The sequence below is a fragment of the Bacillus sp. AY18-3 genome, assembly GCF_008042305.1.
Taxonomy (GTDB): Bacteria; Bacillota; Bacilli; order Bacillales; family Bacillaceae_G; genus Bacillus_A; species Bacillus_A wiedmannii.
Map to the genome: position 1 here is coordinate 17430 of NZ_QKQR01000022.1, position 26175 is coordinate 43604.

The 26175-nt window shown below is 31.8% G+C and carries 34 protein-coding genes; 19 read left to right on the forward strand and 15 right to left on the reverse strand.

Translation table 11 applies throughout. The features are described from left to right. Positions 1–69: 69 nt before the first annotated feature. The 11 genes from DM800_RS19545 to DM800_RS19590 all read left to right on the forward strand — a co-directional run bounded on the left by DM800_RS19545 (position 70) and on the right by DM800_RS19590 (position 9171). On the forward strand, positions 70–2214 hold the full coding sequence (locus tag DM800_RS19545) for a type IA DNA topoisomerase (RefSeq protein ID WP_147787391.1): 2145 nt from the start codon (positions 70–72) through the stop codon (positions 2212–2214). A gap of 34 nt (positions 2215–2248) precedes the next feature. Further along, the gene (locus tag DM800_RS19550) at positions 2249–2698 is read left to right on the forward strand and encodes a CPBP family intramembrane glutamic endopeptidase (protein WP_147787392.1); all 450 of its coding nucleotides are present in this window, start codon (positions 2249–2251) and stop codon (positions 2696–2698) included. A gap of 117 nt (positions 2699–2815) precedes the next feature. Next, on the forward strand, positions 2816–3556 hold the full coding sequence (locus DM800_RS19555; RefSeq protein ID WP_147787393.1) for a hypothetical protein: 741 nt from the start codon (positions 2816–2818) through the stop codon (positions 3554–3556). Then, entirely contained in the window at positions 3546–3965 is a 420-nt protein-coding gene (locus tag DM800_RS19560; RefSeq protein WP_147787394.1) for a hypothetical protein, read from the forward strand. Before DM800_RS19555 ends, DM800_RS19560 begins: the two co-directional genes overlap by 11 nt. A 247-nt stretch (positions 3966–4212) precedes the next feature. Beyond that, entirely contained in the window at positions 4213–4341 is a 129-nt protein-coding gene (locus DM800_RS29680) for a hypothetical protein (RefSeq protein ID WP_000393366.1), read from the forward strand. An 85-nt stretch (positions 4342–4426) separates the two neighbouring features. Continuing rightward, complete coding sequence (locus DM800_RS19565; RefSeq protein WP_147787395.1) at positions 4427–4792, forward strand: hypothetical protein; 366 nt, start codon at positions 4427–4429, stop codon at positions 4790–4792. Positions 4793–4873: 81 nt separating this feature from the next. After that, entirely contained in the window at positions 4874–5326 is a 453-nt protein-coding gene (locus DM800_RS19570) for a vacuolar protein-sorting protein 36 (protein ID WP_147787396.1), read from the forward strand. A 312-nt stretch (positions 5327–5638) separates the two neighbouring features. Then, the gene (locus DM800_RS19575) at positions 5639–5926 is read left to right on the forward strand and encodes a hypothetical protein (protein ID WP_147787397.1); all 288 of its coding nucleotides are present in this window, start codon (positions 5639–5641) and stop codon (positions 5924–5926) included. A 163-nt stretch (positions 5927–6089) separates the two neighbouring features. Next, entirely contained in the window at positions 6090–6425 is a 336-nt protein-coding gene (locus DM800_RS19580; protein WP_147787398.1) for a hypothetical protein, read from the forward strand. A 357-nt stretch (positions 6426–6782) separates the two neighbouring features. After that, complete coding sequence (locus tag DM800_RS19585) at positions 6783–7613, forward strand: GNAT family N-acetyltransferase (protein ID WP_147787399.1); 831 nt, start codon at positions 6783–6785, stop codon at positions 7611–7613. A 121-nt stretch (positions 7614–7734) separates the two neighbouring features. After that, positions 7735–9171, forward strand: coding sequence for an IS4 family transposase (locus tag DM800_RS19590; RefSeq protein ID WP_147787400.1), 1437 nt, complete (start codon positions 7735–7737; stop codon positions 9169–9171). Between the two features lie 149 nt (positions 9172–9320). On the opposite strand, the gene DM800_RS19595 is transcribed toward DM800_RS19590, so the two are convergent. From DM800_RS19595 to DM800_RS19625, 8 genes are all read right to left on the reverse strand, one after another. Beyond that, complete coding sequence (locus tag DM800_RS19595; protein ID WP_147787401.1) at positions 9321–9701, reverse strand: hypothetical protein; 381 nt, start codon at positions 9699–9701, stop codon at positions 9321–9323. A 45-nt stretch (positions 9702–9746) separates the two neighbouring features. Then, positions 9747–9923 carry a hypothetical protein gene (locus tag DM800_RS29285; protein WP_000739175.1) on the reverse strand — a complete coding sequence of 59 codons (177 nt, stop codon included), beginning with the start codon at positions 9921–9923 and terminating at the stop codon, positions 9747–9749. Between the two features lie 53 nt (positions 9924–9976). Continuing rightward, on the reverse strand, positions 9977–10957 hold the full coding sequence (locus DM800_RS19600) for a tyrosine-type recombinase/integrase (protein WP_147787402.1): 981 nt from the start codon (positions 10955–10957) through the stop codon (positions 9977–9979). A 17-nt stretch (positions 10958–10974) separates the two neighbouring features. Further along, complete coding sequence (locus DM800_RS19605; protein ID WP_000023351.1) at positions 10975–11586, reverse strand: recombinase family protein; 612 nt, start codon at positions 11584–11586, stop codon at positions 10975–10977. 298 nt (positions 11587–11884) lie between these two features. After that, the gene (locus DM800_RS19610; protein ID WP_147787403.1) at positions 11885–13606 is read right to left on the reverse strand and encodes a hypothetical protein; all 1722 of its coding nucleotides are present in this window, start codon (positions 13604–13606) and stop codon (positions 11885–11887) included. A gap of 54 nt (positions 13607–13660) precedes the next feature. Next, complete coding sequence (locus tag DM800_RS19615; RefSeq protein WP_147787404.1) at positions 13661–14035, reverse strand: hypothetical protein; 375 nt, start codon at positions 14033–14035, stop codon at positions 13661–13663. A gap of 49 nt (positions 14036–14084) precedes the next feature. Further along, a complete protein-coding gene (locus tag DM800_RS19620; protein ID WP_147787405.1) occupies positions 14085–14426 on the reverse strand; it encodes a YolD-like family protein in 342 nt (113 codons plus the stop codon). Beyond that, a complete protein-coding gene (locus DM800_RS19625) occupies positions 14423–15688 on the reverse strand; it encodes a Y-family DNA polymerase (RefSeq protein WP_147787406.1) in 1266 nt (421 codons plus the stop codon). The genes DM800_RS19620 and DM800_RS19625 overlap by 4 nt, the downstream gene beginning before the upstream one ends. Positions 15689–15935: 247 nt before the next feature. On the opposite strand from DM800_RS19625, the gene DM800_RS19630 reads away from it, so the two are divergent. Continuing rightward, positions 15936–16646: a hypothetical protein gene (locus tag DM800_RS19630; RefSeq protein ID WP_106103025.1), complete on the forward strand. Its 711-nt coding sequence runs from the start codon at positions 15936–15938 to the stop codon at positions 16644–16646. 414 nt (positions 16647–17060) lie between these two features. Here DM800_RS19630 and DM800_RS19640 read toward each other — a convergent pair whose 3' ends face one another. Together DM800_RS19640 and DM800_RS19645 are read right to left on the reverse strand one after the other, a co-directional pair. After that, positions 17061–17267: a hypothetical protein gene (locus DM800_RS19640; RefSeq protein ID WP_087983576.1), complete on the reverse strand. Its 207-nt coding sequence runs from the start codon at positions 17265–17267 to the stop codon at positions 17061–17063. 196 nt (positions 17268–17463) lie between these two features. Continuing rightward, on the reverse strand, positions 17464–17634 hold the full coding sequence (locus tag DM800_RS19645) for a hypothetical protein (protein ID WP_179192157.1): 171 nt from the start codon (positions 17632–17634) through the stop codon (positions 17464–17466). 109 nt (positions 17635–17743) lie between these two features. Between DM800_RS19645 and DM800_RS19650 the strand changes: the two genes are divergently transcribed. The 7 genes from DM800_RS19650 to DM800_RS19675 all read left to right on the forward strand — a co-directional run bounded on the left by DM800_RS19650 (position 17744) and on the right by DM800_RS19675 (position 24573). Further along, entirely contained in the window at positions 17744–18379 is a 636-nt protein-coding gene (locus tag DM800_RS19650) for a DUF3967 domain-containing protein (RefSeq protein WP_137053512.1), read from the forward strand. Positions 18380–18781: 402 nt separating this feature from the next. Beyond that, positions 18782–19897: a tetratricopeptide repeat protein gene (locus DM800_RS19655; protein WP_147787407.1), complete on the forward strand. Its 1116-nt coding sequence runs from the start codon at positions 18782–18784 to the stop codon at positions 19895–19897. Next, positions 19897–20025: a hypothetical protein gene (locus DM800_RS29685; protein WP_255447017.1), complete on the forward strand. Its 129-nt coding sequence runs from the start codon at positions 19897–19899 to the stop codon at positions 20023–20025. Before DM800_RS19655 ends, DM800_RS29685 begins: the two co-directional genes overlap by 1 nt. A 348-nt stretch (positions 20026–20373) precedes the next feature. Beyond that, on the forward strand, positions 20374–20550 hold the full coding sequence (locus DM800_RS29290; RefSeq protein WP_001030996.1) for a hypothetical protein: 177 nt from the start codon (positions 20374–20376) through the stop codon (positions 20548–20550). Positions 20551–20627: 77 nt separating this feature from the next. Beyond that, positions 20628–21347, forward strand: coding sequence for a DNA cytosine methyltransferase (locus tag DM800_RS19660; RefSeq protein WP_147787408.1), 720 nt, complete (start codon positions 20628–20630; stop codon positions 21345–21347). A gap of 30 nt (positions 21348–21377) precedes the next feature. Next, the gene (locus DM800_RS19665) at positions 21378–21722 is read left to right on the forward strand and encodes a DNA cytosine methyltransferase (RefSeq protein ID WP_147787409.1); all 345 of its coding nucleotides are present in this window, start codon (positions 21378–21380) and stop codon (positions 21720–21722) included. Between the two features lie 1207 nt (positions 21723–22929). Beyond that, positions 22930–24573, forward strand: coding sequence for a peptide ABC transporter substrate-binding protein (locus DM800_RS19675; RefSeq protein ID WP_147787411.1), 1644 nt, complete (start codon positions 22930–22932; stop codon positions 24571–24573). A 103-nt stretch (positions 24574–24676) separates the two neighbouring features. On the opposite strand, the gene DM800_RS19680 is transcribed toward DM800_RS19675, so the two are convergent. From DM800_RS19680 to DM800_RS19700, 5 genes are read right to left on the reverse strand one after another with little or no spacing between them, the layout of a single operon-like run. Continuing rightward, positions 24677–25006, reverse strand: coding sequence for a hypothetical protein (locus DM800_RS19680; RefSeq protein WP_147787412.1), 330 nt, complete (start codon positions 25004–25006; stop codon positions 24677–24679). 26 nt (positions 25007–25032) lie between these two features. Beyond that, on the reverse strand, positions 25033–25320 hold the full coding sequence (locus tag DM800_RS19685) for an ArsR/SmtB family transcription factor (RefSeq protein ID WP_147787413.1): 288 nt from the start codon (positions 25318–25320) through the stop codon (positions 25033–25035). Then, the gene (locus DM800_RS19690; protein ID WP_147787414.1) at positions 25307–25537 is read right to left on the reverse strand and encodes a hypothetical protein; all 231 of its coding nucleotides are present in this window, start codon (positions 25535–25537) and stop codon (positions 25307–25309) included. Before DM800_RS19690 ends, DM800_RS19685 begins: the two co-directional genes overlap by 14 nt. 30 nt (positions 25538–25567) lie before the next feature. Continuing rightward, positions 25568–25795 carry a hypothetical protein gene (locus DM800_RS19695; RefSeq protein WP_147787415.1) on the reverse strand — a complete coding sequence of 76 codons (228 nt, stop codon included), beginning with the start codon at positions 25793–25795 and terminating at the stop codon, positions 25568–25570. 25 nt (positions 25796–25820) lie between these two features. Next, positions 25821–26048: a hypothetical protein gene (locus tag DM800_RS19700; protein ID WP_147787416.1), complete on the reverse strand. Its 228-nt coding sequence runs from the start codon at positions 26046–26048 to the stop codon at positions 25821–25823. Positions 26049–26175: the final 127 nt, after the last annotated feature.

Below are 26175 nucleotides of genomic sequence, written 5' to 3' on the forward strand. Positions count from 1 at the left end.
TTCAGGAGTAGCATAATTCATGCTACTCCTTTTTTTATACAAAATTTATTTATGAGAGGAAGTAAAAACATGTCCGTATTAATCCTAGCAGAGAAACCGAATCAAGCGAAAGCATATGCTGAAGCATTTCCGAAAGTTGAAAAGAGAGATGGTCATTTTTATGTTCCACCATGTTCTTTATTACCAAGTGGAGGAAATATCACTTGGGCTTATGGGCATTTAGTAGAATTGAAATCTCCTCAAGATTACAAAAAAGAGTGGGAAAAGTGGGATCTATCACAACTACCGATTTTACCTTCACGTTATGAATATAAAGTGTCAGCTGATAAGAAAAAGCAATTTAATATTGTTAAGAAATTAATGAAGGAAGCGGAAATAATACAAATTTCGACAGATATCGACAGAGAAGGGGAAGCGATTGCAAGGTTGATAATCCAGGAAGCTGGATGTACACATAAAAAGATTAAACGCTTATGGATCAATAGCTTAGAAGTAGATGAAATAAAAAAAGGTTTCCAAAACTTAAAACCAGGAGAAGATTTTGAAAGTATGTTTGCAGAAGCGCAAGCTCGTCAACTTAGTGACTGGATTGTTGGGATGAATGCTAGTAGATTATATACGCTCCTTTTACGTAAGAAAGGCGTTCAAGGGGTCTACAGTGTGGGACGATGCCAAACGCCAGCATTATGCTTAATAAATAAGCGACAACAGGAGATTAAAAACTTTAAGCCAATGCCTTTCTTTGAATTAGAAGCACAATTTACTTCTCCTAACGGTGTATACATGGGACGTTATAAAGAGCGATTTGCCACTAAAGGAGACTTAATGAGCTTGCTGCAGCAACATAGTCTTTCTGAAAAAAACAATCAACAAGGCATGATTAAGTCTGTAGAGGTAAAACCAAAACAACAAGAAGCACCAAAATTATTCTCTCTTTCTTCTATACAAGCTCTGGCCAACAAAAAATATAAGTATTCACCAGCTGGCGTTTTAAAAGGGATTCAGGAGTTATATGAAGCAAAATTAGTAACATATCCTCGTACAGACTGTAATTACATTACAGAGGGTGAATTTGAGTATCTAAAGAATAATTTGAACGGTTATCAATCCATTGTAGGTTTGAATTTTCAACCACATTCATTAACTGCAAACAAGCGTTATGTCGATAATAAAAAAGTCCAGGAACACTATGCAATTGTATTAACTAAAAATGTACCTTCAAAAGAAACGATCGCTAAATTGACGGATATACAGAGAAATTTATATATAGAAGTTTTAAAAAGTGTATTAAGCATGTTCCATTCGCCTTATATGTATGAAGAGACAGTTATAACAAGTGATTTGAACGGTCTGTTATTCACTACAAAAGGAAAGGCGGAAAAGTCCTTAGGATGGAAAGAGTTATATGTGACGGATAAAATTGAGGAAGAGGACGATCAAGAAAAAGCATCCATGTTACCTGTCGTAAAACAAGGTGAATTTGTCCAGGGATTAGTAAAATCAAAAGAAGGTGTGACTACGCCACCTAAACCATATACAGAGGGTCAATTGATTACTATGATGAAAACGTGTGGTTCTTCAGTAGAAGATGAGGAAAGTAAAGATATTCTTAAAGAAGTAGAAGGATTGGGTACTGAAGCAACTCGTGCCGGTATTATAGAAACGCTAAAAAATCAGGGTTATATAGAAGTGAAGCGTAATAAGGTAAATGTTACACCGAAGGGAGAGATACTTTGCCAATCTGTTCAGGGGACGTTATTAGCAAAACCTGAAATGACAGCGAAGTGGGAAGGGTATTTGCGTAAAATCGGTAAAAAACAAGGTTCTAAGGATGTGTTTGTTAGTCAAACTAGTAAGTTTGCAAAGGATCTTATTGAAGGGGCTACAAAGTCCATTGCTGGGCTGGAAATAGATAATAAAATTCAAGAAATGAAATCAAAAGATACGGTTGGTAAATGCCCGAAATGTGGGAAGGACGTTGTAAATCGTAAAACTTTCTATGGGTGCAGCGGTTATAAAGAAGGGTGTAAATTCTCAATTCCAGGAGAATATTTAACTAAGAAAATTTCAGAAGCAAATGCAAAGAAATTATTAGAAGGAAAGAAAACAGGGCTAATTAAGAAGATGAAAGGTAAATCAGGGAAAGAGTTCGATGGTCACTTGAAACTTACAGCATCAGGGAGACTGGATCTTGAATTTGCAGCAAAAAAATAACCAGGAATCAAAGTAGGTAAGGGGAGAAGAAAAAGTGAATATGAAAGCTGTTTTACAAAAAAGTAAATGGGTGTTAATAGCAACTGGACTAGCAATTTTGTCCAGTATGCTTTTTTCTTACATAAAAGCCAGTCTATCAATTGGAACTGGAAATGTGGCGAATGTAAATCAAAAGATAGAAATTAATCTCTTATATGTATTGATACCTGTATTGGTTGCTCCTGTAATAGAAGAATTCTTATTTAGAAAGATTTTGCCACTTGGATTAGAGAAATTATTGGATCGGATCAACCGAACAACAGTGATTATTATTGCTAACGGTATCTTTGCAGCAGTTCATTTTGATTGGTTTTTCTTCCCTTACTTTGTGAATGGTTGTTTGTATGCATGGAGTTACGAAAAGACAAAAGATTTGAAAGTACCAATGTTAGCTCATGTTTTATATAATTTTTTTGTGTTTTTTGCTACAGTAATTTTGAAGTGAAATAATTTGTTTATAATATCCCTCTTTGCTAATAATTACTAAAAATCATAATGAATGGTATAATTCATTTGAATAAAATATGGTAATTTATTTAAAAAGGGAGGAGCACGAGAATAAATGAGTTTTTTTACAGAATTTATAAATTTTATAGAATCTTCAGGTGCTATATTATCGGTATTACTTGGGATTACATCAATTTTAACAAGCTTTATTTATGTGAAAGCTAATAAAAGGAAAAAAGAGACGGAATTTCTTAGCTACATAAAAGATGAGAAGTTATTTGTTAGATACATGACAAGTAAGGAGCAATTTCTAATCTCCATGAAAGAAATTGCAGATCAGAGGGAAGTAAAGCAAAGAAAACCAAAAGTTATTAGAATGATTAATGAAATGGCTACTAATCATATATTATCTGTGACAATGGCTATTCTATCTAGTAAATCATCCAAGTCTCGTAAAAAGCAAAAGGAAGAGAAAGGAAATAAAAATAGTCTTATAATTTCGGCATTATTTTTAGAGAGTAAGTTAAAAAAAATATATAAAACTTATATTATTATAGGATTAGGAAGTATCATGTTACTAGGTATGTCATTCTATTTTGTCGTTCCATCATATATAAATTTAATCCCTTTAATATTTGCAATATTAACTTGCAGCTATCAATTTTTACTCAATTACCGAATAAAGAATGGTTTGTTTGGAACAAATGATTATGAAGCAAGAGAACTAATAGAATTTATTATTCAAAACAATGATAAAATTAATGGGAATAAGATTTTCAACGAAGAAGTAATATCAAATACTATTATAGATTTCTCAAATTATGTGAAGAAGGTGCACTTATTAAATGAACATTGATCTTGATAAAATAACAGGATATTTATATAAAGCTATAGATATTATGTTGTTAAAACAACCCGAAAGGACTGCTTATGGTATTGTGCTGGGGTTTGTTTTTATGGGTGCAAAAGATGCTATAGCGGAATTAACAACAGGCAATGTTAAGAATGCAATTCGAAATTTTAATACATTATCAGCTTTTTGTTTAGGCATTATTCTAGTGAGAATAGACATACTTTTTAAAAAGGAAAAACTAAACAATGACGTAATTATTAAAATGAATACTCTAAAGGCGATAATTAGAGAAGGGGAGTTTACTTCAGATCAAAGAAGGAAATTATATAGAGACTTCATACAAAATATATCAGCAGATCTTGATTTAGGCTCGAATAAGAAAGGCGATAAAGTTAAAGAGCAAAGTTCTTAATTTAATAGGGTTATATTGTTGCCTATATTTCACATAATTACTAAATAAAAAAGACTTCATATTAAATTGAAGTCTTTTTTATTTATCTTCATTTTTGTGAACATGTGTAAATGTGTAAATGTACACATGTGTAAATTTATCGTTGATATGTTGATTCGAGGTGTGTATAATAATATTTAACAGATAAGAAATGTGTAAATGTGTAAATGTGTAAATGTCCACATTTACACGAAGAGGAGGAAGTAACATGGAAGAATATGAAGTTGGATACGAAGAACTATATGCATGTGAGTATTGTGGAGCTGGGTTTATGGAAGGTGCGTATAACAATGAGATTTGTGATAACTGTGCGATAGAACAAGGTCATTTAGACTAAATAAGATACATAAAATTTCAAACGGTACTATAGTCTGATAGTAAAGAAATTAGGCTATAGTATTTAAATCAAAGGAGTGGGTGAAATGAGTACGCAATATCATTTTGATAATATGATTTATACATCGAGAGAAGATCCGAAGAAGGCAGTGGAGAATGATTGGTATAAAAAGTATAACAAATATATGATTAGAGAATTTTTCTACATAGGAAGGCAATTTGAATTTGATGGGATTACATATGAGGTCTTGAATAACAATGCCCAAGAATCACATGTAGAAGGGTGGTTATATCTTAAAGCGATAGGAGAAAACTCATATAATTGTTGGATAAGCCCTAGAAAAATATTATTAGATGAACCTATTTTTAGAAAAGAACTGGATGAAAGTTTGGAAAGAGCGAATATATCATTAGAAATAAACGAAAATCATGAGCAAATGCAATTGTTTTAATAAAATGTATACAAATTATGTTGTTTAGCCTTATAAAAGCATAAATGTAATAGGGTTTGAAAAATGGAGGGGAATTAGTTTATGGGAGTAGCTTGGCGATATTTTAGACAATATGAAATAGTAAAACACGAGGATAATAATTTTAATTACATGATTAGGTATTTAGATGGAGATAAATTACGTTTTACTTATTTAACAAGCGGAAATTTAATCGGTATTTTTTCAAGCTTTAACATTCATGTACCAATGTACTGTGAATATGATCCGCCAAATTCAAGGGAATTAGAATTGATTTCTCCAATTAAAATGATTCAAGCTTGTGAAGAAATTATAAAGATATTAGATGAGGAAACTAATCCTGAATTTACTGATTCATTTACTGGAGAAAAGTGGAGGTTATGGGGTTCTGAAGACTTGAAGGATTATAGATTTGAAATTATTGATGATTTAAATAAAAGGTTCATCAAACACTTGGTATGTATTAAGGAGCTTTCAAGCCAGGGCTATTATTTTGTGAAAGATATTGACGATTAAAGTGGAGGTTATGGGGATTATGGTTGATTCTGTATCTGAAGAAGCATTGCTTACAATTGGTGATTTTACGATTTTTCTTTATATAGTGGTTGTTATATATTTTTTCTTTCGGTTATCTCATCGTAAAGGATAATGATTAGATGATGGCGATGAATAATCAAAATACGAATTATAATTTTTTGGCCAAGAACACTTTGGTGTTAAAACACGAACAAAACCACTCAAAAGTTGATAATATTATATAAATTTATATTTTTTGATAATATAATATTTAAAGATAAAAATTATATATAGTTATTTTGGAGGTAAACATTGGAATTAAATCAAATGCAATCATTAATAGTACCATGTTTTTGTTTTGTAGTAGTCGGTATCGTTCTTTTGGTAATACTGAAAAAAATTCCAGAAAATCATGGAAATATGACAGGAAAAGATGTAGATAAAGTTGTGAAATATATGAAAGACCATAAACTTGAGTCATGCAGCATGAATATTGATGCGAATAAAATAGAAATTTTTAGTGAGGAAACGGGAATAATCAGGATGTCTAGTAGGAAGGCAAGAGTTGGGAAGTTTATTGAACGGAAAATAGAAGATTAGTTGATTGTAAGTCATATAAAGTCTATTTTGAAACAAATAAAATATTAGATAATGCTAACGATTTGGAAATGTATGATCCAGTTGTAATTAACAAGTTTGTAGAAGTTAAATAAAAGATACTGGCTCTCTACTAATGTTTTAATTTAATGAAGGAGGATGAGTGATGAGCGAATTCAAGCAAGAAGATAATGAGTATGGTGGTTTGCGCTTTCTAATGTATATTCCAACAATAATCTTCTTTATATGGAGTATATATTATTGTATTTGTTTATTAAATAATACAAGAGCATTTGGGGTGAGTTCTCTTGCGATGTTTATATTAGGATTGCTCACGTTATGTAACGGGGTATACGGAATTTTCCTTTCTACTAGAAAAGACATTGATGGAATTGAATTTTTTATGGAGGGGTTAAAGGGTTTACTTGCAATAGGGTGTGTTATAATTCTAAGTAAGATTCCGTATTTTGCGGAAGTATTTATAGGATTCATAACTAGTTAAAAATATAGTGCCTTTATTTAAACCAAAGGGAGCAACACAACTATGTTGCTCCCTTTGGTTTTGTTTTTACTATAGTGGGGGTAAATGCACATGCCCATCAACTTAAGAATTTTATAACACCCCAAACAAGAAAATGTACATTTTCTCCTGGAGATGTCATTTTTTCGTTTTGGGGTATTCGCTTTTCTTACCTTAATGGCGATGGGGTACCACCAACATTTTGGAATTATTTTAACCAGTCATTACGTATGACTTTACAATATTTATTGTGCTAACCTACTTCTAAACTTAATAAGGAATATTATGTAAAATGTGATAAAGTTAGAATAGAAATGTTTAGGGAAGGCGGTATAACGTATGATTTCTGAATTAAATAAGAGTGGTTTTTATAAGTGTAAAGGTTTAGTAAATGAAAAAGGGCAATTAGAAGTGAAGGCTGTAATTGAAGGAGTTAATCCAGGTCGTATATTTGTAGATAATAGTTCTTCTCCTAATTCTGGACTTATTTGGTTAGGTAATAATGATGGATTTTTTTTTATTGGAAATGCAGAAAATGAAAAATTTAATAATGAAATTAATAATTTTATTGATAAAGTAATAGTACCTGAAGCAAAGAAAGTCGGACTAAATTGTTTTGAAGGGATCGGTAATCATCCGAAATGGAATGAGACAATTGAAAGAATGTTTGAACATCGTAAATTAAGTAGTTGGAATCAAAGAGTATATACGCTAAAAAAAGAGGACTATAAATATAAACTTGAACCTAAAATTGAACAAGGATATACTGTACTGAAAATCAGTAAAACTCTCTATGAAAATAAAAAAAATTCATTTAAGAACATTGAATTTTTACAATCTAAAATTTTAGAGTTTTGGTCTTCACCTGATATTTTTTTTAATGAGGGAATTGGTTATTGTATTGTTTACGACAATACAATTGTAAGTGTTTGTTTTTCAGGCTTTGTCGTTGACAATATACATTGTATAGATATTGAAACAATAGAAGATCATCGAGGAGGAAAATTAGCCCAAAAGATGGCTCATAGTTTTGTAATAGATTGTTTGGAGAATGGCATAGTTCCATATTGGGATTGTATGGAATTGAACAAGCCCTCCGTTGCAGTTGCAGAAAATACAGGATTCACAAATGCATTTAATTATGTAGGATATTATTTTCCATTCGAATAATTTGTTGCTCACTTATAGGGGCACCTTACATGCCCATCAATTCAAGAGATTTTAATACTCTCAAATACAAAAAAACGTTATCCTTTCTAAATAAGCTAAATTAGAAAGGATGACGTTTTTTATGAATCTTTCCATTCAAAGTGAGCTACAATTATTTGCCGAAGAATTATATGAACATCTTACTCCGTCATTTCTGGAAAATCTCGCTAAAGAACTAGGGTTTGTACAACGGAAACGAAAGTTTTCTGGTCATGATTTAGCTACTATCTGTGTCTGGATTAGTCAACGAGTAGCAAGTGATTCTTTAGTGAGACTGTGTAGTCAACTTCATGCTGTTACAGGAACGATCATAAGTCCAGAAGGACTTAATAAGCGTTTCAATAAAAAAGCTGTTTGCTTTTTAAAACATATTTTCTCTTCGTTATTCAAGAGTAAAATTTGCGAAACATCAGTGATTCCTAGTTCTTCAATTGCTTATTTCCAACGAATTCGTATTTTAGATGCAACGATTTTTCAAGTGCCAAAGCATTTAGCTAGTGTATATCCTGGATCAGGTGGTTGTGCTCAAACAGCGGGTATAAAAATCCAGTTAGAATATGATTTACACAGTGGCCAGTTTTTAAATTTTCAAGTGGAACCAGGGAAAAATAATGATAAAACCTTTGGAACAGAATGTTTAGCAACATTGCGTCCTGGAGATCTATGTATTCGGGATTTAGGCTATTATTCACTGGATGATTTAGATCAAATGGACCAACGTGGCGTGTATTACATATCACGGCTCAAATTAAACAATAGGGTGTATATCAAAAATGAATTTCCTGAATACTTTCGAAATGGGACAATAAAAAAACAATCTCAGTACATCAGAGTTGATTTAGAACACATTATGGATACCTTAAAACCAGGACAGGTCTATGAAATAAAAGATGCTTATATTGGAAAGGATAAAAAATTATTCACTCGAGTGATTATGTATCGATTAACAGAAAAACAACTTCGTGAGCGTATGAAAAAACAAGTGTACACAGAAAGCAAAAAGGGCATTACATATTCGGAAAAAAGCAAACGATTAGCTGGCATGAACCTATATGTTACCAATACACCTTGGGAGATTGTTCCGATGGAACAAATCCATAATTTTTACTCTCTCCGCTGGCAAATTGAAATTATTTTTAAAACTTGGAAATCCTTATTTCAAATTCATCATTGGCAACATATTAAACAAGAGCGATTAGAATGCCATGTTTATGGAAAACTCATTGCCATTTTTCTATGTTCTTCTACTATGTTTAAGATGCGAAAATTAATTTTACAAAAGAAGAAACAAGAATTAAGTGAATATAAAGCAATCGGAATGATTCAAGATCATTTACGTATTTTATATCAAGCCATACAGCAAAACACCCAAGAAATAACAAAGATTCTAATCCGCCTGTGCCACTTACTCCAAAAGAACGGCCGGAAATCTCATCGATATGAGAAGAAAACAGTCTTCGATATTTTGGGTGTTGTCTATGAGTATAATGGATTGAGAAAACGGAAGAAAGCTGCATAATTTTTAAAAACGATACCTATCAAGGTTTATTTGGTATGGTCATTTTTAAAGACACGAAATATTTCAAGAGTTTTTTCGTTTATATGAACGAAAGTTCATTTTGTTTCCTCTCTTAAGTTGATGGGCATGGGGTAAATGCATCATAATGATTACCTATGTGACCGATTTAGCTCCTTGATTTCAGACTCCAACACTAGTATATCTTCAGCTTTTTTTATTTCTTCTCTAGCGTTTAATTCTTGCTCTAATCGTGCTTGGGGTTCGCTATTTATATATTTTTCGTTTTTATCTTCTAATAATGTTAATTCTTCACCGGTAGCAGTATGATCTACAACAATTCCACCACATTTTTTAGCTATCCTCATAGCGCTATGTTTCTCTAAGAAAGGAAATGCATATGTTTTATCGTTAACAAATTCATAACTGAAAGTGGACTCATCTTCTTTCTTCCTTAATAAGCCACCAGCGTAATACATTTCTCCTAATTTCACTAGCCAATATGTTAGTTTTTTATCTTTTAATGGGTTCATTATTGATGTTCTCCTTTAAAGTATTTAGTTTGGTATAGCGCTATATTACTTTTTATTTGGTTCTATTTTTATCATTTGAATTTGAAAAATATCACGGTCTGTTATGCCCAGGACTAGCATTTCATCTTTTAATGAGCGCCAGGATTCAATTTTGATAGATTTATTCGTTCCATCTAATAAAGTGTATTGATGGATATAATATGATTCCTCGTTTTTCTTCATTAATAAACCTCTGTTTTCATTAAATTTAATGATTTTTTGTAGATATGTAAAATTTATATATTAAGGGGAGAGTGTGAGTCTGTAATTGACTCGCTTCGTTTATAGTAATCGTAATATCTTTTTAAGGATAAATTAGATTTGAATCCTATTAGCTGCATGATTTGTTCAGGTGTGCTGTTCTCTTGAATTCTTCTTAAAATATAAGTGTTTCGAAAATGTTGAGAAGAAATTCCCTTTCGGAGATTAGCACGTTTCACTTCTAAACGAATCATTTTTTGTATTGATATTTCAGTTAGAAACTTTGGTGCATCATGATCATAACTCCAATGATAAGTCCCACGTGTAAAATCAAAAGCAATAAATAGTGGATCATTGCTGTGATATTTAGGGCGTACAGATTCAGGAATAGTTTTATAGTAATTGTATAAGTGTAATTTATCTTCTTCCTTCAAATGAATGGTTCTATTTACTTTTGAGTCTTCAGGAATCGATAAAGTGTTATTTTCAAAATGAACATGTACCATTTGCAAAGAAACAAGTTCTTTTAAGGATAATCCATAGTCCAGGAGTAATGTAACGATAGAAACGTTTCTTTCTAATATCATTGGGCGTGTTGATAGTTGTTTTTCTGTAAGTCCTTCTAGAGAAGAAATGACTTCTTTTAAGCGCTTTTCCTCCTGGAATGAAACGAAATCTTCTTTACGTAATGCCCGATCAGGTGGATCTATTTGAATAACTCCTTCAATGGGGCTTGGTAAATCTAAGTATTCGTACAACCTATTTAATACAATATATATACGGTGTACAGTTTTGTCAGAGTACTGCCGATCTTCTTTTAAGTATTTGAAAAAGGCTTCAAAGTCTTTTTTATGAAGACATTCAAAAGTATTACTTTCACTGAAATTATTTGATTGGTGCAGCCATTGAATGAAACTTTCTACATCATATATATATCGCTTAATTGTTGAGGGCTTCCTTCCCTTACTTAATAAATAAGAAGAGAAGCCTTGTATTACATCCTGGTTTCTTTGCATGAATATTATCCCCTCTATTATTTTTTAAATTGTCCCTCGTATTCCTTAACAACTTTATAAAAATGAGTTTTTTTCATATTACACATCTGCATAGCTTGTACCGCTGTAATATTACAAGCTTTCCACAAACGGTATGCTTCATAAAATTCTTCTGGAATCTCCTTTGGCTTTCTTCCTAACGGTCTACCTTCTTTTTTTGCCAGTTCAATTCCTTGCCTTTGGCGTACTTTGTTTTTTGTTCGCTCTTCCTCTGCAAGCCAGGACAATATTTGTAGTACTAAATCAGTAATTAAATTACCGAGACTATCTTTATATTTCGTTGTATCTAGTAATGGCATATCCAATACGATAATATGTGCCTTAATATCTTGTGTGATTTCTTTCCATTCTTTTAAAATTGCTTCTTTATTTCTTCCAAACCTATCTAATGAATGAATATATAAAATGTCGCCTTCTCTCAACATCCTTTTTACTAGTTGATACTGATCTCTGTTATAATCTTTGCCACTTTTTTTATCTATAAAAATATCACGTTCACTTTCAACATGTTTTTTAATATCTTCAATTTGTCTTCCCTCATTTTGGTCTTTGGTACTTACTCGCACATAACCGAATTTCTTAATACTCATTATATTCTTACTCCTATCACTCTCTTTTTTATTAATTATATCATTTTACGTTCGTTAATTCCTGTTTAAAAAAAGGACGTTCACAATTATAGGTTAAAGGCTTTTGTGAACGTTGATTATGTATGTATTAATACTGGACTTTAAAGTGTACCTTTTAGGAATATGAAAAGGATATAAGTAAGCAGCATTCAATATATTTTTAAGAAAAATTTTAAAATAAAAAAAGAAGCTATCTTGATTAATATTTTTCAAAATAGCTTCTTTTTTATTTATTACCAAATTGAAGGTGTAACTTTAATTACTTTCGATTTATAATCCATCTATTTATATTCAGGTATAGCATTATAAAGATTAGAACACTCCATAATGCTACAGTAAAACGTAAAGGATGTAATATAACATAATGATTAATAGGAGGAATTTTCGTTAGTATATCATTAACTATTAATCTTAATCCGTTGTATCCTAATACAATGGTTAATAGCGAAGAAATAACAAGAATATTTGTTTCGTTCGATTTGATTTTAATTTCTTTTTGTGTAACGATATCTTCCCGAATATTTTTAAATAATTCCTCGGATTTTTTTAACAGTGCATTTGTTTCCGTTCTCTCTAAAATAGCTTTGTATAAATCTTTTGCGCTACCATCTGAAGAAAAAAGAATATCTTCATCATACTGTAATTTTAAAAAGTTGAATTCTTTTCTTAGAAGGTTATAGTCTTCGGTTGAAGTATACTGGTTGTTGGAATTATTTTGTAATAAATTCCGTACAAAATATTTTTTTATGAAACTTAGTTCATAGAAACGCAGAAAATCAAACATATTAATAATAGTCTGTTTCTTTAAAATTAAATTCAATTGTTCTTCATATGCTTTTTGTTTTCTTAATTCACTTTCGTACGCTTTTTGTTTTATTGATTCCTTTTCATGATTTTCTAAAATTTCTTTTGCTTTCTCATAAAAAAGAGTTGAACCGAAAGTAATGATGGAAAATGTAGGGCTGCACATATATATACACTGTTTATTTTTATAAACTTCGAATCCTTTTAGTATTTCGTCTACTTCACTTGGGAAATATCTATTACTATGTTCTTTTGTTCCGTTAAGTAAATAACTAGTATACAAATCTTTATTATGCTTTATAAAGTCCTGAAGGTCACTACGTTTATTCTTATCGAAGTCTCCGAAAACCCAATTTATTCTGCGATTTAAACGGTCATCTTCAAGGGAGATATTACTTAGTTCAGATAATTGTTTAATATAATGCTCCATAATTCCATCTGCGTTGATATTACTTACAATATCTTTTTCCCAAAAATCATCTGATTTGTAATTTTTTTTGGATTTATATAAATGAACTTCGGGTATTTTCATGTTTCTTGGTATATTCTCAGGTGTAGATATAACTTTTTTGTGTTCAAAAGTCATAGTGATTTGTAAAGTAATAATACCTATATCATAGATGTTTGCAATTGCATAAGCTTCAGTGAATACTCCTTCACTTTTTATTAAAAAAGGCAATAACATATATCTTTTATGATTGTGCATAACGAAATTTTTGCTTAAATTAAAGCGGTTTGTCTTTTCTATTTTTTGATCAATTTCAATTAAGTTTTCAAGTGCAAGACATTCAATTGGTGTAGGTGTATGTATCGCTACATAAGAACCGTCCTTTGCTTCATTAATTATGTTGTATTCATTTATATAATCTTCTTGAACACCAAACTGTTCATATAATTGATTGATTTTTTTAATATCAATATCAGGAGGTACTAGAGCTTCATAGTGATAGTTGAAATCGTCTTTTTGTTTAGTTGGATTATGTGGTTTATGGATTGTATATAACGCTTGTTTATAACGCAAATACTTTTCATATCTGGAATTTGTTTTTCCAGAGTTCTTTTTGGAATTAATATAACAAACATAACCTCTGGATTCTTCGATATTTTTTTGAATCTGCTCGTATAATTTTTTATCGTAATTAATGACGCTATACATATTTAATACTTTATAAAACAATTGATCAACTCCATTTGTTAATAAAATTTTTTGCTGTTTGTAGTAGTATCATTTTTATTTGAATTCTACATAAAATTTGGTGTCAATAATTCCAAAAGCAACTTCACGCGGGAATGGATTTTTCTCTACTGAAGCAGCATGCATACATGAAAGTACCCAATGTTCCAGTTCTAAAGGTAGACGGTATGCTTGAATGCTACCATTGTTATTTTTGAGTGTCACAATTGGTGTATTTACCCTAGTTGTAGAAAATCCGTCCGTTGTTACCATTGCTATCGCATTGCTAGAGTGAAAACCAGCACTTAAAATTTCGTAAATCTGTCCATCTTTTTTATTAATAATCATGGGTATATTTAGGTAGGGGTGTTTATTGATATCGTTATGAATAACTGCTCCTGCTGTATTTTTTCTTACTGGATTTTCTTTCATTTTTTTCCGCTCCTTTTTAACGATTCAAGTATAATCATATCAATTAATTCTATTTTACATCTACTATATTAGAAAATTGCAGTTTCATCTTGTTATAAAAAGCATCCGTACATATAATGGCGCTATGTTGCTGATCAATACCAACAACAGTCATATAGCTAGAGAGTAAACAACCATCTTCATAATATGTAATTAGTATTTCTTCCTCAGATAATAAGGAACACAACAACATGTTCTCAATTAGTTCTCTTTCTTCATCTGTTAAGGTCGGCCGAGTTACTTTGTTTTGCTCCTTGATGATTTCACGAATACCAGCAAACTGTTCAGGCATCGCTGCAAACGGAGTGAATTTCACCATACCTCTTCCTTTTGGCATGTTAGCGTTAATCATGATCTGTGTCCTCCTATTAGTGTGTTTCTATGTCTAGCTGTAGCGCTATGCGTGTAGGAAATCCCTCGTAAAATACTGTTCTTCCCAAATTTTGTGCGTATTTCATCCATTACTTTTGTTAACTTCACCTCTTGTTCTCGTTGGGTGAAATTATCGAAAAGAGAAATTTGTTCTTCTCCTTCTTCGATTAGATTTGTTAGAGAAATGTTTATGCTGCGGATGGGTTCTCCAGTATATTGTTGATGCAAAAAGTACGTACAAATCTTATAAATATCCATTGTTAGGTTAGTCGGACGACTTAAAGTATGTGTTTTTCTAATGCCACCGTTATAACTCTTACTATAACCAACAGAGAATTGAACGGTTTGAGCAAGTTTGTTTTGTCTTCTAAGGCGATAACAGACTTCTTCAATATGTTCCAATAGAACAATTGGGAATTCTTCTATTGTATAGTCACGCATTAGAATTTGGCTTTTTCCGATTGATGTTGTAGCAGGTACGTATTTCTCTGAAATACGGCTGAAGTCGATACCGTTGCTATGTAAGTGCAATTCTTCCCCAATCTTGCCGAAGCTTTGTTTTAAGTATTTAAGGGGGTAATTGGCTAAATCCCCAATAGAATGTATCCCCTTACGATTCAATTTTTCTTCTGTTTTATACGAAATCCCCCAAAATTTATTAAGTGGTCGTATACCCCATAACTTTGTTGGGACATCTTCATACTTCCAATGAGCGATCCCTTCTTTGTTCTTCTTTGCTTCAATGTCTAAAGAAATCTTACTCATTAAAGGGTTCGGAGCAATTCCGATGGTACATTCAATTCGTGTATGCTCATAGATTTCGCGCTTGAGTTTTAAAGCAAACTCATAGGGATCATTAGCAAATAAATGAATGCTATCAGTTACGTCCAACAGAAATTCATCGACGGAATATTGGTGGAAATCCTCAATCGGTACGTATTGTAAAGCTAACTTTGTTATGTAATTAGAGCATTTTATGTAAGTACTCATAATCGGATTCACAACGAGAATATCTTTTCTTCGAGGAATCTCGTAGAGCCTTGCCATCTTTTTTACGCCCAGGGCTTTTAAGGGTGGTGTTGCAGCAAGAACGATTGAACCATTTCTATTTACATCGCCGACTACAGCCAACTTTGTATGCATAGGGTCTAAACCCATTTTAATGCAACTAACTGAAGCGTAAAAGCTACGTAAATCAACACATAAGATGATTCTATTTGGTAGGATTGAATAGTCATACACTGTGATTCCTCCTTAAATAAAGAACGTCTGTTCTTATTATACACGAACCTATGTTCTTTTATGAAGAGGGGAATATAAATTTTTAGTAGGGAAATAGGAAACTTTTATATTGTAGATATTATTGTTTGAATCTATATAAAAACAGAATATTCTGTTTTTTATTTATCAATTTAATAAGCAGTACAAATATTCAGAAAATATGGTAATATATTCTTGTATTTGTAAAATATTTCTAGGAGGTAATCGAATGATAAGTAAAAAATTTGTAACTGGTACTATTGTATCGACATTATTGGTTCTTTCTGCTTCCCCATCTTTAGCGGCTGTTAATGAAAAACAAGTACAGAAAACAAATTCTGTTCAAGAGGTTCAAAACGAAAAAAGTGCAGAAATTAAATTTAACAATGAACAAGAGATGTATGATATTGCACAAAAAGCAGAGAAATATTTTGTGAAGAATGTAGATGGCACACTTGCACTTAATGCAACTGCAGAACAACTCGGAACTACTGAGGAAAATTTAAATCAGTATAGAAAAGGTTTAGAAGCTATTAATATAGCAGTTGCAACTGGTAACGTGAAGGTCAATGTAAATGCAAATACGAATTTATTGTCATTAGAAACGGTTGCTCCTTCAAATCATTCAAATCTTCCTAGTTGGACATGGGATAGTGATTTTTATGGTTGGAACTTTTATTTAAGTAATTCTGAATCAAAGACATTTGTATACAACTGCAATAAATGGGCAGCAGGTGCAGCGGGTGTTGCTGTTATCACTGGTTATGTAGCAGCCATGGGTGTACCTCAAGCTGCCGCAGCTGCTTTAGCGGCTGGGTTAATTTCAGCAGGTCTTTGGTGGGTAGGAAACGAAGTGGATTATAGAATGACTAGTAAAGGGACAAAAATATATTTGAGTAACTGGAATCCAGTAAATATTGTGCAGATTTCAGGTAGATAAAATAATTTCTTAAAAGAAAACAATGTATATTCATTGTTTTCTTTTATTTAGGAGGTTACTAAATTTATGATTATATTTTTGTTAATATTATTTTTGTGTGGATATGTAATTTTAAAATACTCTAATATGTCTCCATCATCTTACTTTACGTATTTTTTAACCGCATTTATCATTATAGGTGTATCTATATTAATTCTAAAATTAGATGTTAAACCACAAATCAAATATACGATTTTTGGTTTTTCTCTCTTTGTTCTTTTGCATAATCTTGTTATAGGAGCAAAAATGTTATTCAAATGAATAATTTTATATAACGAAGGCACTTTGTTTGAGTGCCTTCGTTATATAAAATATTTTATAATATCTAAAGCACTCATTAGTTTGTTTGAGTGCCTTCGTTATATAAAATATATACTATTTTTTAAATGCACTTGGTTTTTCAACTCTAAAGGAAATTACTTCTCCGCAATCAAGACAAAATGTAGTTAATAGTTTAGAGCGTTTCCCACCTTTGAAAATTGTACTATTAATATTTTCATAAATGTACGCATGATAACCGTATCCTACTTTCCCCTCTTTAAGATTAGTAGATCCACATTTATCACATTTTGAATTTTGCATATTGTAAACCTCCTTTTCTATAATATTATCATGATTTTTATAAGGGAATCGTTTTTAAAGAAATATCGTATTGAAAAATAATTTAAGACTGGTTCAAATAATAAGCAGTGAGGGAGAGAAATAGAGATTCATATATACTCAAATGAAAAAAGAGAGGGAATTTGTCCTTCTCCTTTTATTTAATACTATGTCTGCATCAGTTTTCATTCTTTCGGTATTCATGTGCAGCATTTACAATACTTACGATATCATTAACGGTGTTTTGTTCGTATCCTGCTAACCATAAAATAGTCCGTGATTCGTTTTTTGTCAATTGGCGACCGATGGATTCCTGGAGTGATTCTACAAACGATCTGTAACGCTTCATTTTCCATCCTGACAAAATACAGCAAAGACCGTGCGAGCTTCGTCGATGGATTCTAAAAGGGATTATTCCTTTAATATGGAATTTTTCTTATAGGAGGTGGCGTAGCGCTATGTCAGAAGCAGAGATAGTATATACCAGCAATGAGGTCTATAGTCGTTTAGGAGTAAGTGGGAGCACCCTTAGAAAGTATTCGGATGTTCTTGAACGTGAAGGATATGATGTAAGAAAGAATAGTCGAGGAAGAAGAGAATATACAGAGTTTGATGTTGTACTTATTGAACAGTTAGTAGAGTTGAGTAAGCAAGATGGTATGACTTTAGAAAAGGCTGCGAAAATGATTGCGAAGCAGTTTGGAATCCATAATAAGCAAGAGGAGTCCCTGGGGACAGATCCAGTTCCTTATCAAATGCAGTATCAATTCCAACAACAATATAGCGCTATGATAGAAGAAATTAATAAGGTGCAGCAAGCAAACCTATTAGAAATGGAAAAGAGGCTAGGTGATCGTATAGATCAAAAGAACAAATTAATCGAAGAGGATATTAAAGAAAGAAATAAATTAATAAGAGAAGATATGAAAGATCGGAAAGAACGTGAAGAAAGGATAGAAAAGAGGTTAGAGCTAAGGGATGATAATCTGATGAAAATGGTCAGAGAGATTCAAGATGCAAAACGTACTATTGTATTAGCACAGGAAGAAATAGCGGCAGCAAAAAAGAAATCTTGGTGGAAGTTTTGGAAGTAGTGGTGTTAAATTATAGGTTCTTTTGTATACACCTAAAAAAACGATTTTCTAGAGTTAAAGGAAATTGTTTTTTTAGGTGTATTTTTTGTGAAAACAACAGTGAAACAACATTTATTTGGATTTTTTTTCGACAGCCCATGCAGCAAATAAAATACAAATTACAATAATCCCCCAGCCTACAACTCCCATGATTCCCCTCCTTTTATGAAGAAAATATGTATAAATTTCTATATATAAAATATATATTTTTAGGGATTTTTCAAGAAGATGAATTCGTCTCTTGATTTTTTGAATATTCTATATATTTTTTCGCAACTTACTTTTACAGGATGCGCCCTTATGTAGTTAGCAGAATTATGGTAATCTTTAGTAAATAGAAGTGGTTGAGGAGGACGTAGTGATATGAGCACAAATGTTTGCACACATAAAGCCGTTATGCAACAACTTAATGATTTTTATCAAATAATGTTGTCACAGCAAATTATAAAAGCAACTGAAGTAAAAAAAGAAATAGATGAAAAAATTGAACAGATTAAACATGCAGAACAAAAAGAAAATCAAAATCAAAATTTATTATTATATTATTCTTTACTAGATTTAAAATACAGAATGCTAACTGATCGAGTAAGTATTCGAAAAGACAGCTTTGAAGCGATTGATAAGATTGATGAAACAACAGATACACTCATAGCTTATTACTATCATTCTTTTAAAGCAGAACATGCTTTAATGTTTAGTAACTATAATGAAGCAAGAAGACAATACGAAGAAGCTGAAAGCTTATTAGAACACATTTCTGACGAATTGGAGCATGCAGAATTTAATCAAAAATATGCAGTGTTAAATCATCATATGTCTAGTATGTTAATATCTATTGAATACGCCAATAAAGCAAAGGAAATCTTTGAAAGGCATGCTGGATATGAGGTGAAAGTTGCTTCGTGCGAGAACACATTAGGGACAGCTTGTATATTCTTAAAGCAATTTGAAAAAGCGGAAGAACATTTGAATCGTTCCATTGACCTTTTGCAAAAACATAATGAAGAAAAATTGATTTTAGTAGTAAGGCATAATCTAGGATTATTATATGCAACTCAAAACTTATCTACATTAGCCATTCGTCATTTATCAGAAGTGACAGAGAAGAATCCAGCGCATTTTAAAGCATTGTTTTTACAAGCACGTGAACACTATAAGCTAAGAGAAACAAATATTGCAAAAGAACTTATTGAAAAAGGATTAGCAGTTTGTATGGAATTAGGAAATGAAGAGTATGTATATCATTTCAATATTTTACGTTCTCTTAATGAAGATGAAGCAATTAAACTCTTAGAAGAAGAAGTGAAGAAAAGTATTTCTTACTTCAAAAAGCAGGGTTTATGGGATTTCGTAGAAGAATATGCAGAAGTATTAGCGGTTCGCTTCCGCAAATTGAATGAGCATGAAAAAGTTAGTGATTATTTCGATGTATGTTACGAAGCGAAACAAAAATTACTAAGGAAAGGGGCGTTAAAATAATGAAGAAGCTTGTGTTAGCGACATTAGGATTAGTTATAGCATTATCATTTATTAACAATACAGGTGATAAACAACATGCTCTAAAAAAGGAAGAAATTATACAATACTCACATGCTGATCATTTTTAATTGCTAATTAACAAAGGGACTCCAATTATGGAGTCCCTTTGTTAATGGGGTAATGCTTTGGTTTCTTCTATTATAACAATATTTGTAAAAAGGTGTATAGGGGTTCTAATTTTATTTGGTAATAGGAAAAACTGGTGAAAGTTATGGAAAAGAGTACATTCATCAATAAATGTGCTCATTTTTGTGCAAAATGGAAAAATATGCTTTCTGTTTTTTATTTAAATTACTAAATTGTCATATTAATTTATAGAAAATATTTGTAACAGGTTACCACATGTAGTAACATTTAATTAAGAAATCGCTAAATATAGTATTAGTGATTTGGGAGAGGTTTTATGGAGGGGTAATATGAATAAAGAAGGAATATATATTATTGATTCTAAAGGGGATTCAACGTATTTTTCTCCACCTGATTCGGGATTTGGAGAAATTCAAATACAATATTGTAATTCAGTTCCTATTATGCTGAGAGAAACAAAAACATTAAGGTTAGCCGAAACGAAAAAATCGAAGGCTGCAAGCTAGTAAAAGATACTAGTTTGCAGTCTTTTTTTGTTTCATTTATTTCATAACTAGTAGATTTATAAAAGGAGTGGATTTGTTTGTCATTAACATTTATAGATTTTTTCGCTGGTATAGGTGGTTTTAGATTAGGGATGGAGGAAGCATCACATAGATGTATTGGTTATGTTGAATGGGATAAGTTTGCTAGAAAATCATATGAAGCTATACATAATACTAGAGGGGAATGGACAGAACATGACATTAACAACATTAAACCAGGAACAATACCAAAAGCAGACGTGTGGACGTTTGGATTTCCATGCACCGATATATCAATTGCATCAGGAAGAGCTACAGGACTTGCAGGAGCAAGATCTGGACTATTTTACAAAACGATTGACCTCCTCAAAAGCCAAAAAGAAGAAGATAAGCCTAAATACTTGTTCATTGAAAACGTTAAAAACCTCTTTTCAGTTAATGGAGGATGGGATTTTGCCCGAATTCTCATTAGTTTGGATGAAGCAGGGTATGATGCGGAATGGTTTTTGCTCAACACTAGAGACTTTTCAACAGCAGAGAGACCAGTACCACAAAATCGAGAACGAGTATTCATTATTGGACATTCTCGAAAAAAGCGTACAAGAAAAGTATTTCCTATCAGAAGAGAAGCTGCACAAAATCGTATTAAAGTAATAGGAAATACCAATTCTAGCGGTTGGAGAAGAGGGGGGGAGCTGTGTGATCCTATGGGACTATCGCCTACAATCACCTGCAAAGATGCACCTAAGATTGTACTTCCTAATCAAAAGGCAGCTTAAATAGAAAATGTAAAATGGAGAGTGTAAATAATGAAAAGTTATAAAATCCGTATTAAAGAAGCTACAAAAGTAGGCTATGCAGAAGCTAAAGTAGGGGATAGCATTAATTATTCTGTACCAGGAAGTAAGACTAGAAGAGGGAGGGTAGGAAAAGGTGTTGCTCAAACGTTAGATACAGCTTGTAATCAAGCAGTATTAACAAGGGATTTTAGAGTTAGGCGGCTTACACCGAAGGAGTGCTGGGCGCTTCAGGGGTTTCCAGGTTGGGCGTTTGATCGTGCAAAGGAAGTAAATTCAGATACACAATTGTACCGACAAGCAGGTAATTCTGTTAGTGTACCGGTTATTTATGCGATTGCAAGAAAATTAGAGTGATAGTCGTATATTATATTTATGAAACAAAAAGCCTGGCTTGTATAAGTCAGGCTTTTTGTTTTTATGTTAAATGTTCGAAATAGTTTTTGGTACTGTTGTTAATAGTTTGTGAAAGAATTTGATCGTAAAGACAGTAGCAATTGTAACCGAAATAAAATTAATGGATGTTAAAAGCATATACCCAATCAAGAAACTTGTTATACCGCATAGTAATGGGTTAAAAGTATTATCTTCATCAAAATTAATAGCAAAGTATAATTTGATGAATTTGAAATCTAGTTTCTGTCGCACTATAAATGGCAAAAGTAATAATGGGATACTGAATGAGAAATATAAAATATAAATGTGATTCATCTAAATTCCCTCTCTTTTATAATGATTTTTTTATAGTCCGCGCGGCTATTTATAAGTGTATTTCATCGGTTTTAGAATAGCAACCCCTCTAAAATAGGGCTAAATCTGTTTAGTTAATAGAGTTTTTTTGACAACGTATTTCACCTTCCTTGTTTGATCGTTTATAGGAGGTCTGCATAGTCATTATTTTAAAACACACATTTGAAAAAAAATTGTACCTAGAATTGGCGTTAATAACACGCTCTTTTTGTTTATTCAAAATTATAATTTCACATACCTTACTAATCTATATAAGATTCGAATAGTATAAAGTGAGAGTGAATTGGGAATAACTATAATACGGTTATATGAATCTTTATTTATGCATAAAGTTCGATTGGTTAAGCTACTGATCATGGTGTATTCAATCGAAAAGAAACAGAAAATCGTCACGAATAATCAGGCACATACATAGCCTGGTGCACCTCTATATTTCAAGTGTCTGAAAAAATGTCACATAGGGATATATGTTGTTATATGATTTACTAACAATACATAGTGAAAATCGCCTGGTTGATTTGCCCTAAATCGATACTGGGCTATTCGTGTTTGTTTTATATTTTATTTATAATTTCACGTACCTTACTAAAAAATTATTTTAGTAATTGACACAATAATCTCTAAAGTGCTACGTTTTTAATGGTAAAGTAATAAAAGGTTTGTTATTTAGATCTAACATATATAATGAGAAAAGGTACTGGAATTCGTTTAGAGAAAGGTAAACACTATTCTTACACCCCTTAAAATTCAATATATAGATAAAATGATGATACGAACCGTATATGTAGTTATGTAGAGAGGAAGAAAGTATAAGATGTTTAAAAAGGTTACATCGGTTGTTGCTTCTGTTTTATGTGCTAGTTTTCTACTAACAGCTTGTAGTAGTGGAGAGAAAGAAACTAAAAATACAGCAAAGGCAACTGACAAGAATGAAACAAAACAATCCATTAATTTACCGTATATAGCGGAGATCCCAACAATGGATGTAACAAAGGCAACGGATAGTGAATCAATGAATGTAATGCGTAATGTGTTTGAAGGGCTGTATACATTAGGAGAAGACAATAAATTAATTCCTGGCGTGGCACAATCTTATGATGTAAGTGAAGATAAAAAAACGTACACGTTTCATTTGAGAGAATCGAAATGGTCAAACGGAACACCTGTAACAGCTGAAGACTTCGTGTTTGCTTGGAAAAGAGCTGTTAATCCTGATACAGCAGCAGAATACTCATTTTTATTCTTTGATCTAAAAAATGCAAAGAAGATAAATAGCAAAGAGTTATCTGTAGATCAGTTAGGGGTAAAGGCAGTAGATAATAAAACATTAGAAGTACAGTTAGAACAGCCCGTACCTTACTTTATAAATTTGACAACGTTTCCAACATTTTTACCAATAAACGAGAAGTATTTTGAATCAAAAGGTAAGCAATATGGTCTAGAAGCGGATCAGTTAATTTATAATGGAGCATTTACATTAGATAATTGGAAGCATGAGCGAGGTTTTCAATTTAAGAAGAATAAAAGCTATTGGGATGCAAAAACAGTTAAATTAGACGAAATTAACTTTGATATTATAAAAGATAAATCGACTGAAGTGAATTTATACGAATCAGGTCAAATAGATCGTGTAGGGTTAACTGGAGATTTTGTAGATAAATATAGAAACAGCCCTGACTTCAAGGAGCGTCCTGAAGTAACAATGCAGTTTTTACGTTTGAACCAAAAAAATGAAGTGTTAAAAAATAAATATACAAGATTGGCAATCAGTAAATCATTTGATAAGAAGGCTTTTACAGAAACCGTTCTAAACAATGGCTCGCTTCCAGCGGAAGGGATTGTGCCGCTTAATTTTGCTAAAGGAACAGACGGAAAAGACTTCCGGAAAGAGAATGGGAACTTAGCGAAATATGATGTAGATGCAGCGAAGGAAGATTGGAAAAAAGCCAAGCAAGAATTAGGAAAAGAAGAAGTAACATTAGAATTGCTAACGAGTGACAATGCATTAGCAAAGAGAAATGCAGAGTATTTAAAAGGTGAGCTTGAAAAGAATTTAAGTGGATTAACTGTGAATATTAAACCGCAGCCACGTAAACAACAAATTGAATTGTTATTAAGTAGCGATTATGACATAGGTGTAGATGTATGGGGGCCAGATATTCCTGATCCTATTACTTTTTTAGATTTATTTACAACAGATAGTACATATAACTTTGATAAGTATTCAAACAAGCAATATGATGAACTAATTCATAAAGTGAAAAAGGATCTAGCTGGTAATGAAAAGGAACGTTGGAAAGCTATGAAACAAGCAGAGAAAATCTTATTAGAAGATGGAGCTGTAGCGCCTTTCTATCAGCAAGGTAGATCATATCTACAGCGTTCCACTATAAAAGGCATTGTGACAAATGATTTTGGTGGGGAATTTAACTATAAATGGGCAGAAGTTAAGAAATAGGTAAAAAAAGGAGTCGAATATATTCGACTCCTTTTAGTTACAAGTTATATAGGACTATAGTATAATTCATTTGGGTATATTGCGTTAGAGATCTCTGTATTCTTTAATTGCAATGAATGATGGATTGTAAGGGTAGGATCTTACAGTCCATTTTTTTATATCTTCCTACAAGCCTTCTTATGTAATCAGATGCAATTTGCATTAAACAAATCCTTAGGTCTTGATTTAAGTAATTGTAAAGTAGCAGTTGTCTTCTAATGTAATCCTGATCTTCTTTTGTAAAGTTTTTAATCATATCTATAACAGTATCGTGTTCGAAAAAGAAATATCTTTCATTTGCTTCTATAATAAAAACATCATTTTCTATAGGATGATTTTTAAAAAATAAATCAAAGAAAGAGAGCGACTTTGGATTTTCTTTTACAATGTTCATATATAGATTCTCCTTTTACTTTAATTTCACTTAATATTAGGCAATAAAATTTCGATAATCATAGGAACTTTTGGGTTATTTATGTAGTAATACACCTCTAAACCTCTTCTGTCGTATCCTAATATCTTTCCTTTCATTTTAGATAGATGCTGTGAAACTGTTGCTTGCGGCATTTGTAGAATATCAACAAGTTCTGAAACATTTAATATGTTGTGATGCATAAGGATGGTTATGATTTGAATACGGGCTGGATGAGATAGTGTTTTTAACATTTCAATATTCTCGTCATTTATATCGATTTTAGTGTAGTTCATTTTGCATTTCTCCTTTTATATGTGTACTTTGATTTGTCCATAAACTTTTATAGTTATTACATACTTCTAAAGCCCAATTCACATCTTTTTCGTGTTTTGTACCTTTAGCCATTATTCGTAGGGTCTCATTAATCCATTCTTGGCAGTCTCGATAGTTTTGAGATACCTGGGCATTAATAGTGGCTTCTAGAATTTGTCTTTTCTTTGGTATTGCCATTCATATTCTCCTTTCTCAAGAGCTATAGCGCTATATAGTCATGGAATATATCCACTTGTTTCCTTTTAGTTGATCAGTATCCAATGAATCGTCTATTCGGTAATAACGGGTCTCGTTATATGGCGAAGTAATGGCGAAGTACATATAAATATGACCTTTATGTATAAACTCAATTTTCTCACCTCCTCCAACTGAATAAGCTTCAGATAATAATTTTTTACATCTTAGAATGGTCTTTAATTTTTCATCAAGATTCATATAGATCCTCCAGGAGTTAGATACATTAAATTAGAAAGGCATAAGATAATAAGGAAATAACCATGATAGTTCCAACGATAGTAATGAATAGTGCCAGGAAGCTAAGAACCATATAATATAGGAAGTAAGCACCAAATAAGAGTGCTATTAATAGTCCTATAATGAGTGCTAATGTTCCGATTGTATGTAGAGAAATTACATTTAAAAATACTAAAGTTATGACAACTAAGCCTATAATACCGAGGGTTCGCATGGAATTTCTCCTTTCTTTTGTGTAAATGTGTATTTGTACACATTTACACATTTACACAAAATTTTGATCAAAAAAATATTGCGACTTATCACTACTACACTGATATAGGGGTACAGCCGAGATACGT

Bases quoted from the DNA above. Each gene is read 5' to 3' on its own strand.
- DM800_RS19545 (WP_147787391.1), top strand. From the start codon at position 70: ATGTCCGTATTAATCCTAGCAGAGAAACCGAATCAAGCGAAAGCATAT.
- DM800_RS19555 (WP_147787393.1), top strand. From the start codon at position 2,816: ATGAGTTTTTTTACAGAATTTATAAATTTTATAGAATCTTCAGGTGCT.
- DM800_RS19560 (WP_147787394.1), top strand. From the start codon at position 3,546: ATGAACATTGATCTTGATAAAATAACAGGATATTTATATAAAGCTATA.
- DM800_RS29680 (WP_000393366.1), top strand. From the start codon at position 4,213: ATGGAAGAATATGAAGTTGGATACGAAGAACTATATGCATGTGAGTAT.
- DM800_RS19565 (WP_147787395.1), top strand. From the start codon at position 4,427: ATGAGTACGCAATATCATTTTGATAATATGATTTATACATCGAGAGAA.
- DM800_RS19570 (WP_147787396.1), top strand. From the start codon at position 4,874: ATGGGAGTAGCTTGGCGATATTTTAGACAATATGAAATAGTAAAACAC.
- DM800_RS19580 (WP_147787398.1), top strand. From the start codon at position 6,090: ATGAGCGAATTCAAGCAAGAAGATAATGAGTATGGTGGTTTGCGCTTT.
- DM800_RS19585 (WP_147787399.1), top strand. From the start codon at position 6,783: ATGATTTCTGAATTAAATAAGAGTGGTTTTTATAAGTGTAAAGGTTTA.
- DM800_RS19590 (WP_147787400.1), top strand. From the start codon at position 7,735: ATGAATCTTTCCATTCAAAGTGAGCTACAATTATTTGCCGAAGAATTA.
- DM800_RS19595 (WP_147787401.1), bottom strand. From the start codon at position 9,701: ATGAACCCATTAAAAGATAAAAAACTAACATATTGGCTAGTGAAATTA.
- DM800_RS29285 (WP_000739175.1), bottom strand. From the start codon at position 9,923: ATGAAGAAAAACGAGGAATCATATTATATCCATCAATACACTTTATTA.
- DM800_RS19600 (WP_147787402.1), bottom strand. From the start codon at position 10,957: ATGCAAAGAAACCAGGATGTAATACAAGGCTTCTCTTCTTATTTATTA.
- DM800_RS19605 (WP_000023351.1), bottom strand. From the start codon at position 11,586: ATGAGTATTAAGAAATTCGGTTATGTGCGAGTAAGTACCAAAGACCAA.
- DM800_RS19615 (WP_147787404.1), bottom strand. From the start codon at position 14,035: ATGAAAGAAAATCCAGTAAGAAAAAATACAGCAGGAGCAGTTATTCAT.
- DM800_RS19620 (WP_147787405.1), bottom strand. From the start codon at position 14,426: ATGATTAACGCTAACATGCCAAAAGGAAGAGGTATGGTGAAATTCACT.
- DM800_RS19630 (WP_106103025.1), top strand. From the start codon at position 15,936: ATGATAAGTAAAAAATTTGTAACTGGTACTATTGTATCGACATTATTG.
- DM800_RS19640 (WP_087983576.1), bottom strand. From the start codon at position 17,267: ATGCAAAATTCAAAATGTGATAAATGTGGATCTACTAATCTTAAAGAG.
- DM800_RS19645 (WP_179192157.1), bottom strand. From the start codon at position 17,634: ATGAAGCGTTACAGATCGTTTGTAGAATCACTCCAGGAATCCATCGGT.
- DM800_RS19650 (WP_137053512.1), top strand. From the start codon at position 17,744: ATGTCAGAAGCAGAGATAGTATATACCAGCAATGAGGTCTATAGTCGT.
- DM800_RS19655 (WP_147787407.1), top strand. From the start codon at position 18,782: ATGAGCACAAATGTTTGCACACATAAAGCCGTTATGCAACAACTTAAT.
- DM800_RS29685 (WP_255447017.1), top strand. From the start codon at position 19,897: ATGAAGAAGCTTGTGTTAGCGACATTAGGATTAGTTATAGCATTATCA.
- DM800_RS29290 (WP_001030996.1), top strand. From the start codon at position 20,374: ATGAATAAAGAAGGAATATATATTATTGATTCTAAAGGGGATTCAACG.
- DM800_RS19665 (WP_147787409.1), top strand. From the start codon at position 21,378: ATGAAAAGTTATAAAATCCGTATTAAAGAAGCTACAAAAGTAGGCTAT.
- DM800_RS19675 (WP_147787411.1), top strand. From the start codon at position 22,930: ATGTTTAAAAAGGTTACATCGGTTGTTGCTTCTGTTTTATGTGCTAGT.
- DM800_RS19680 (WP_147787412.1), bottom strand. From the start codon at position 25,006: ATGAACATTGTAAAAGAAAATCCAAAGTCGCTCTCTTTCTTTGATTTA.
- DM800_RS19685 (WP_147787413.1), bottom strand. From the start codon at position 25,320: ATGAACTACACTAAAATCGATATAAATGACGAGAATATTGAAATGTTA.
- DM800_RS19690 (WP_147787414.1), bottom strand. From the start codon at position 25,537: ATGGCAATACCAAAGAAAAGACAAATTCTAGAAGCCACTATTAATGCC.
- DM800_RS19695 (WP_147787415.1), bottom strand. From the start codon at position 25,795: ATGAATCTTGATGAAAAATTAAAGACCATTCTAAGATGTAAAAAATTA.
- DM800_RS19700 (WP_147787416.1), bottom strand. From the start codon at position 26,048: ATGCGAACCCTCGGTATTATAGGCTTAGTTGTCATAACTTTAGTATTT.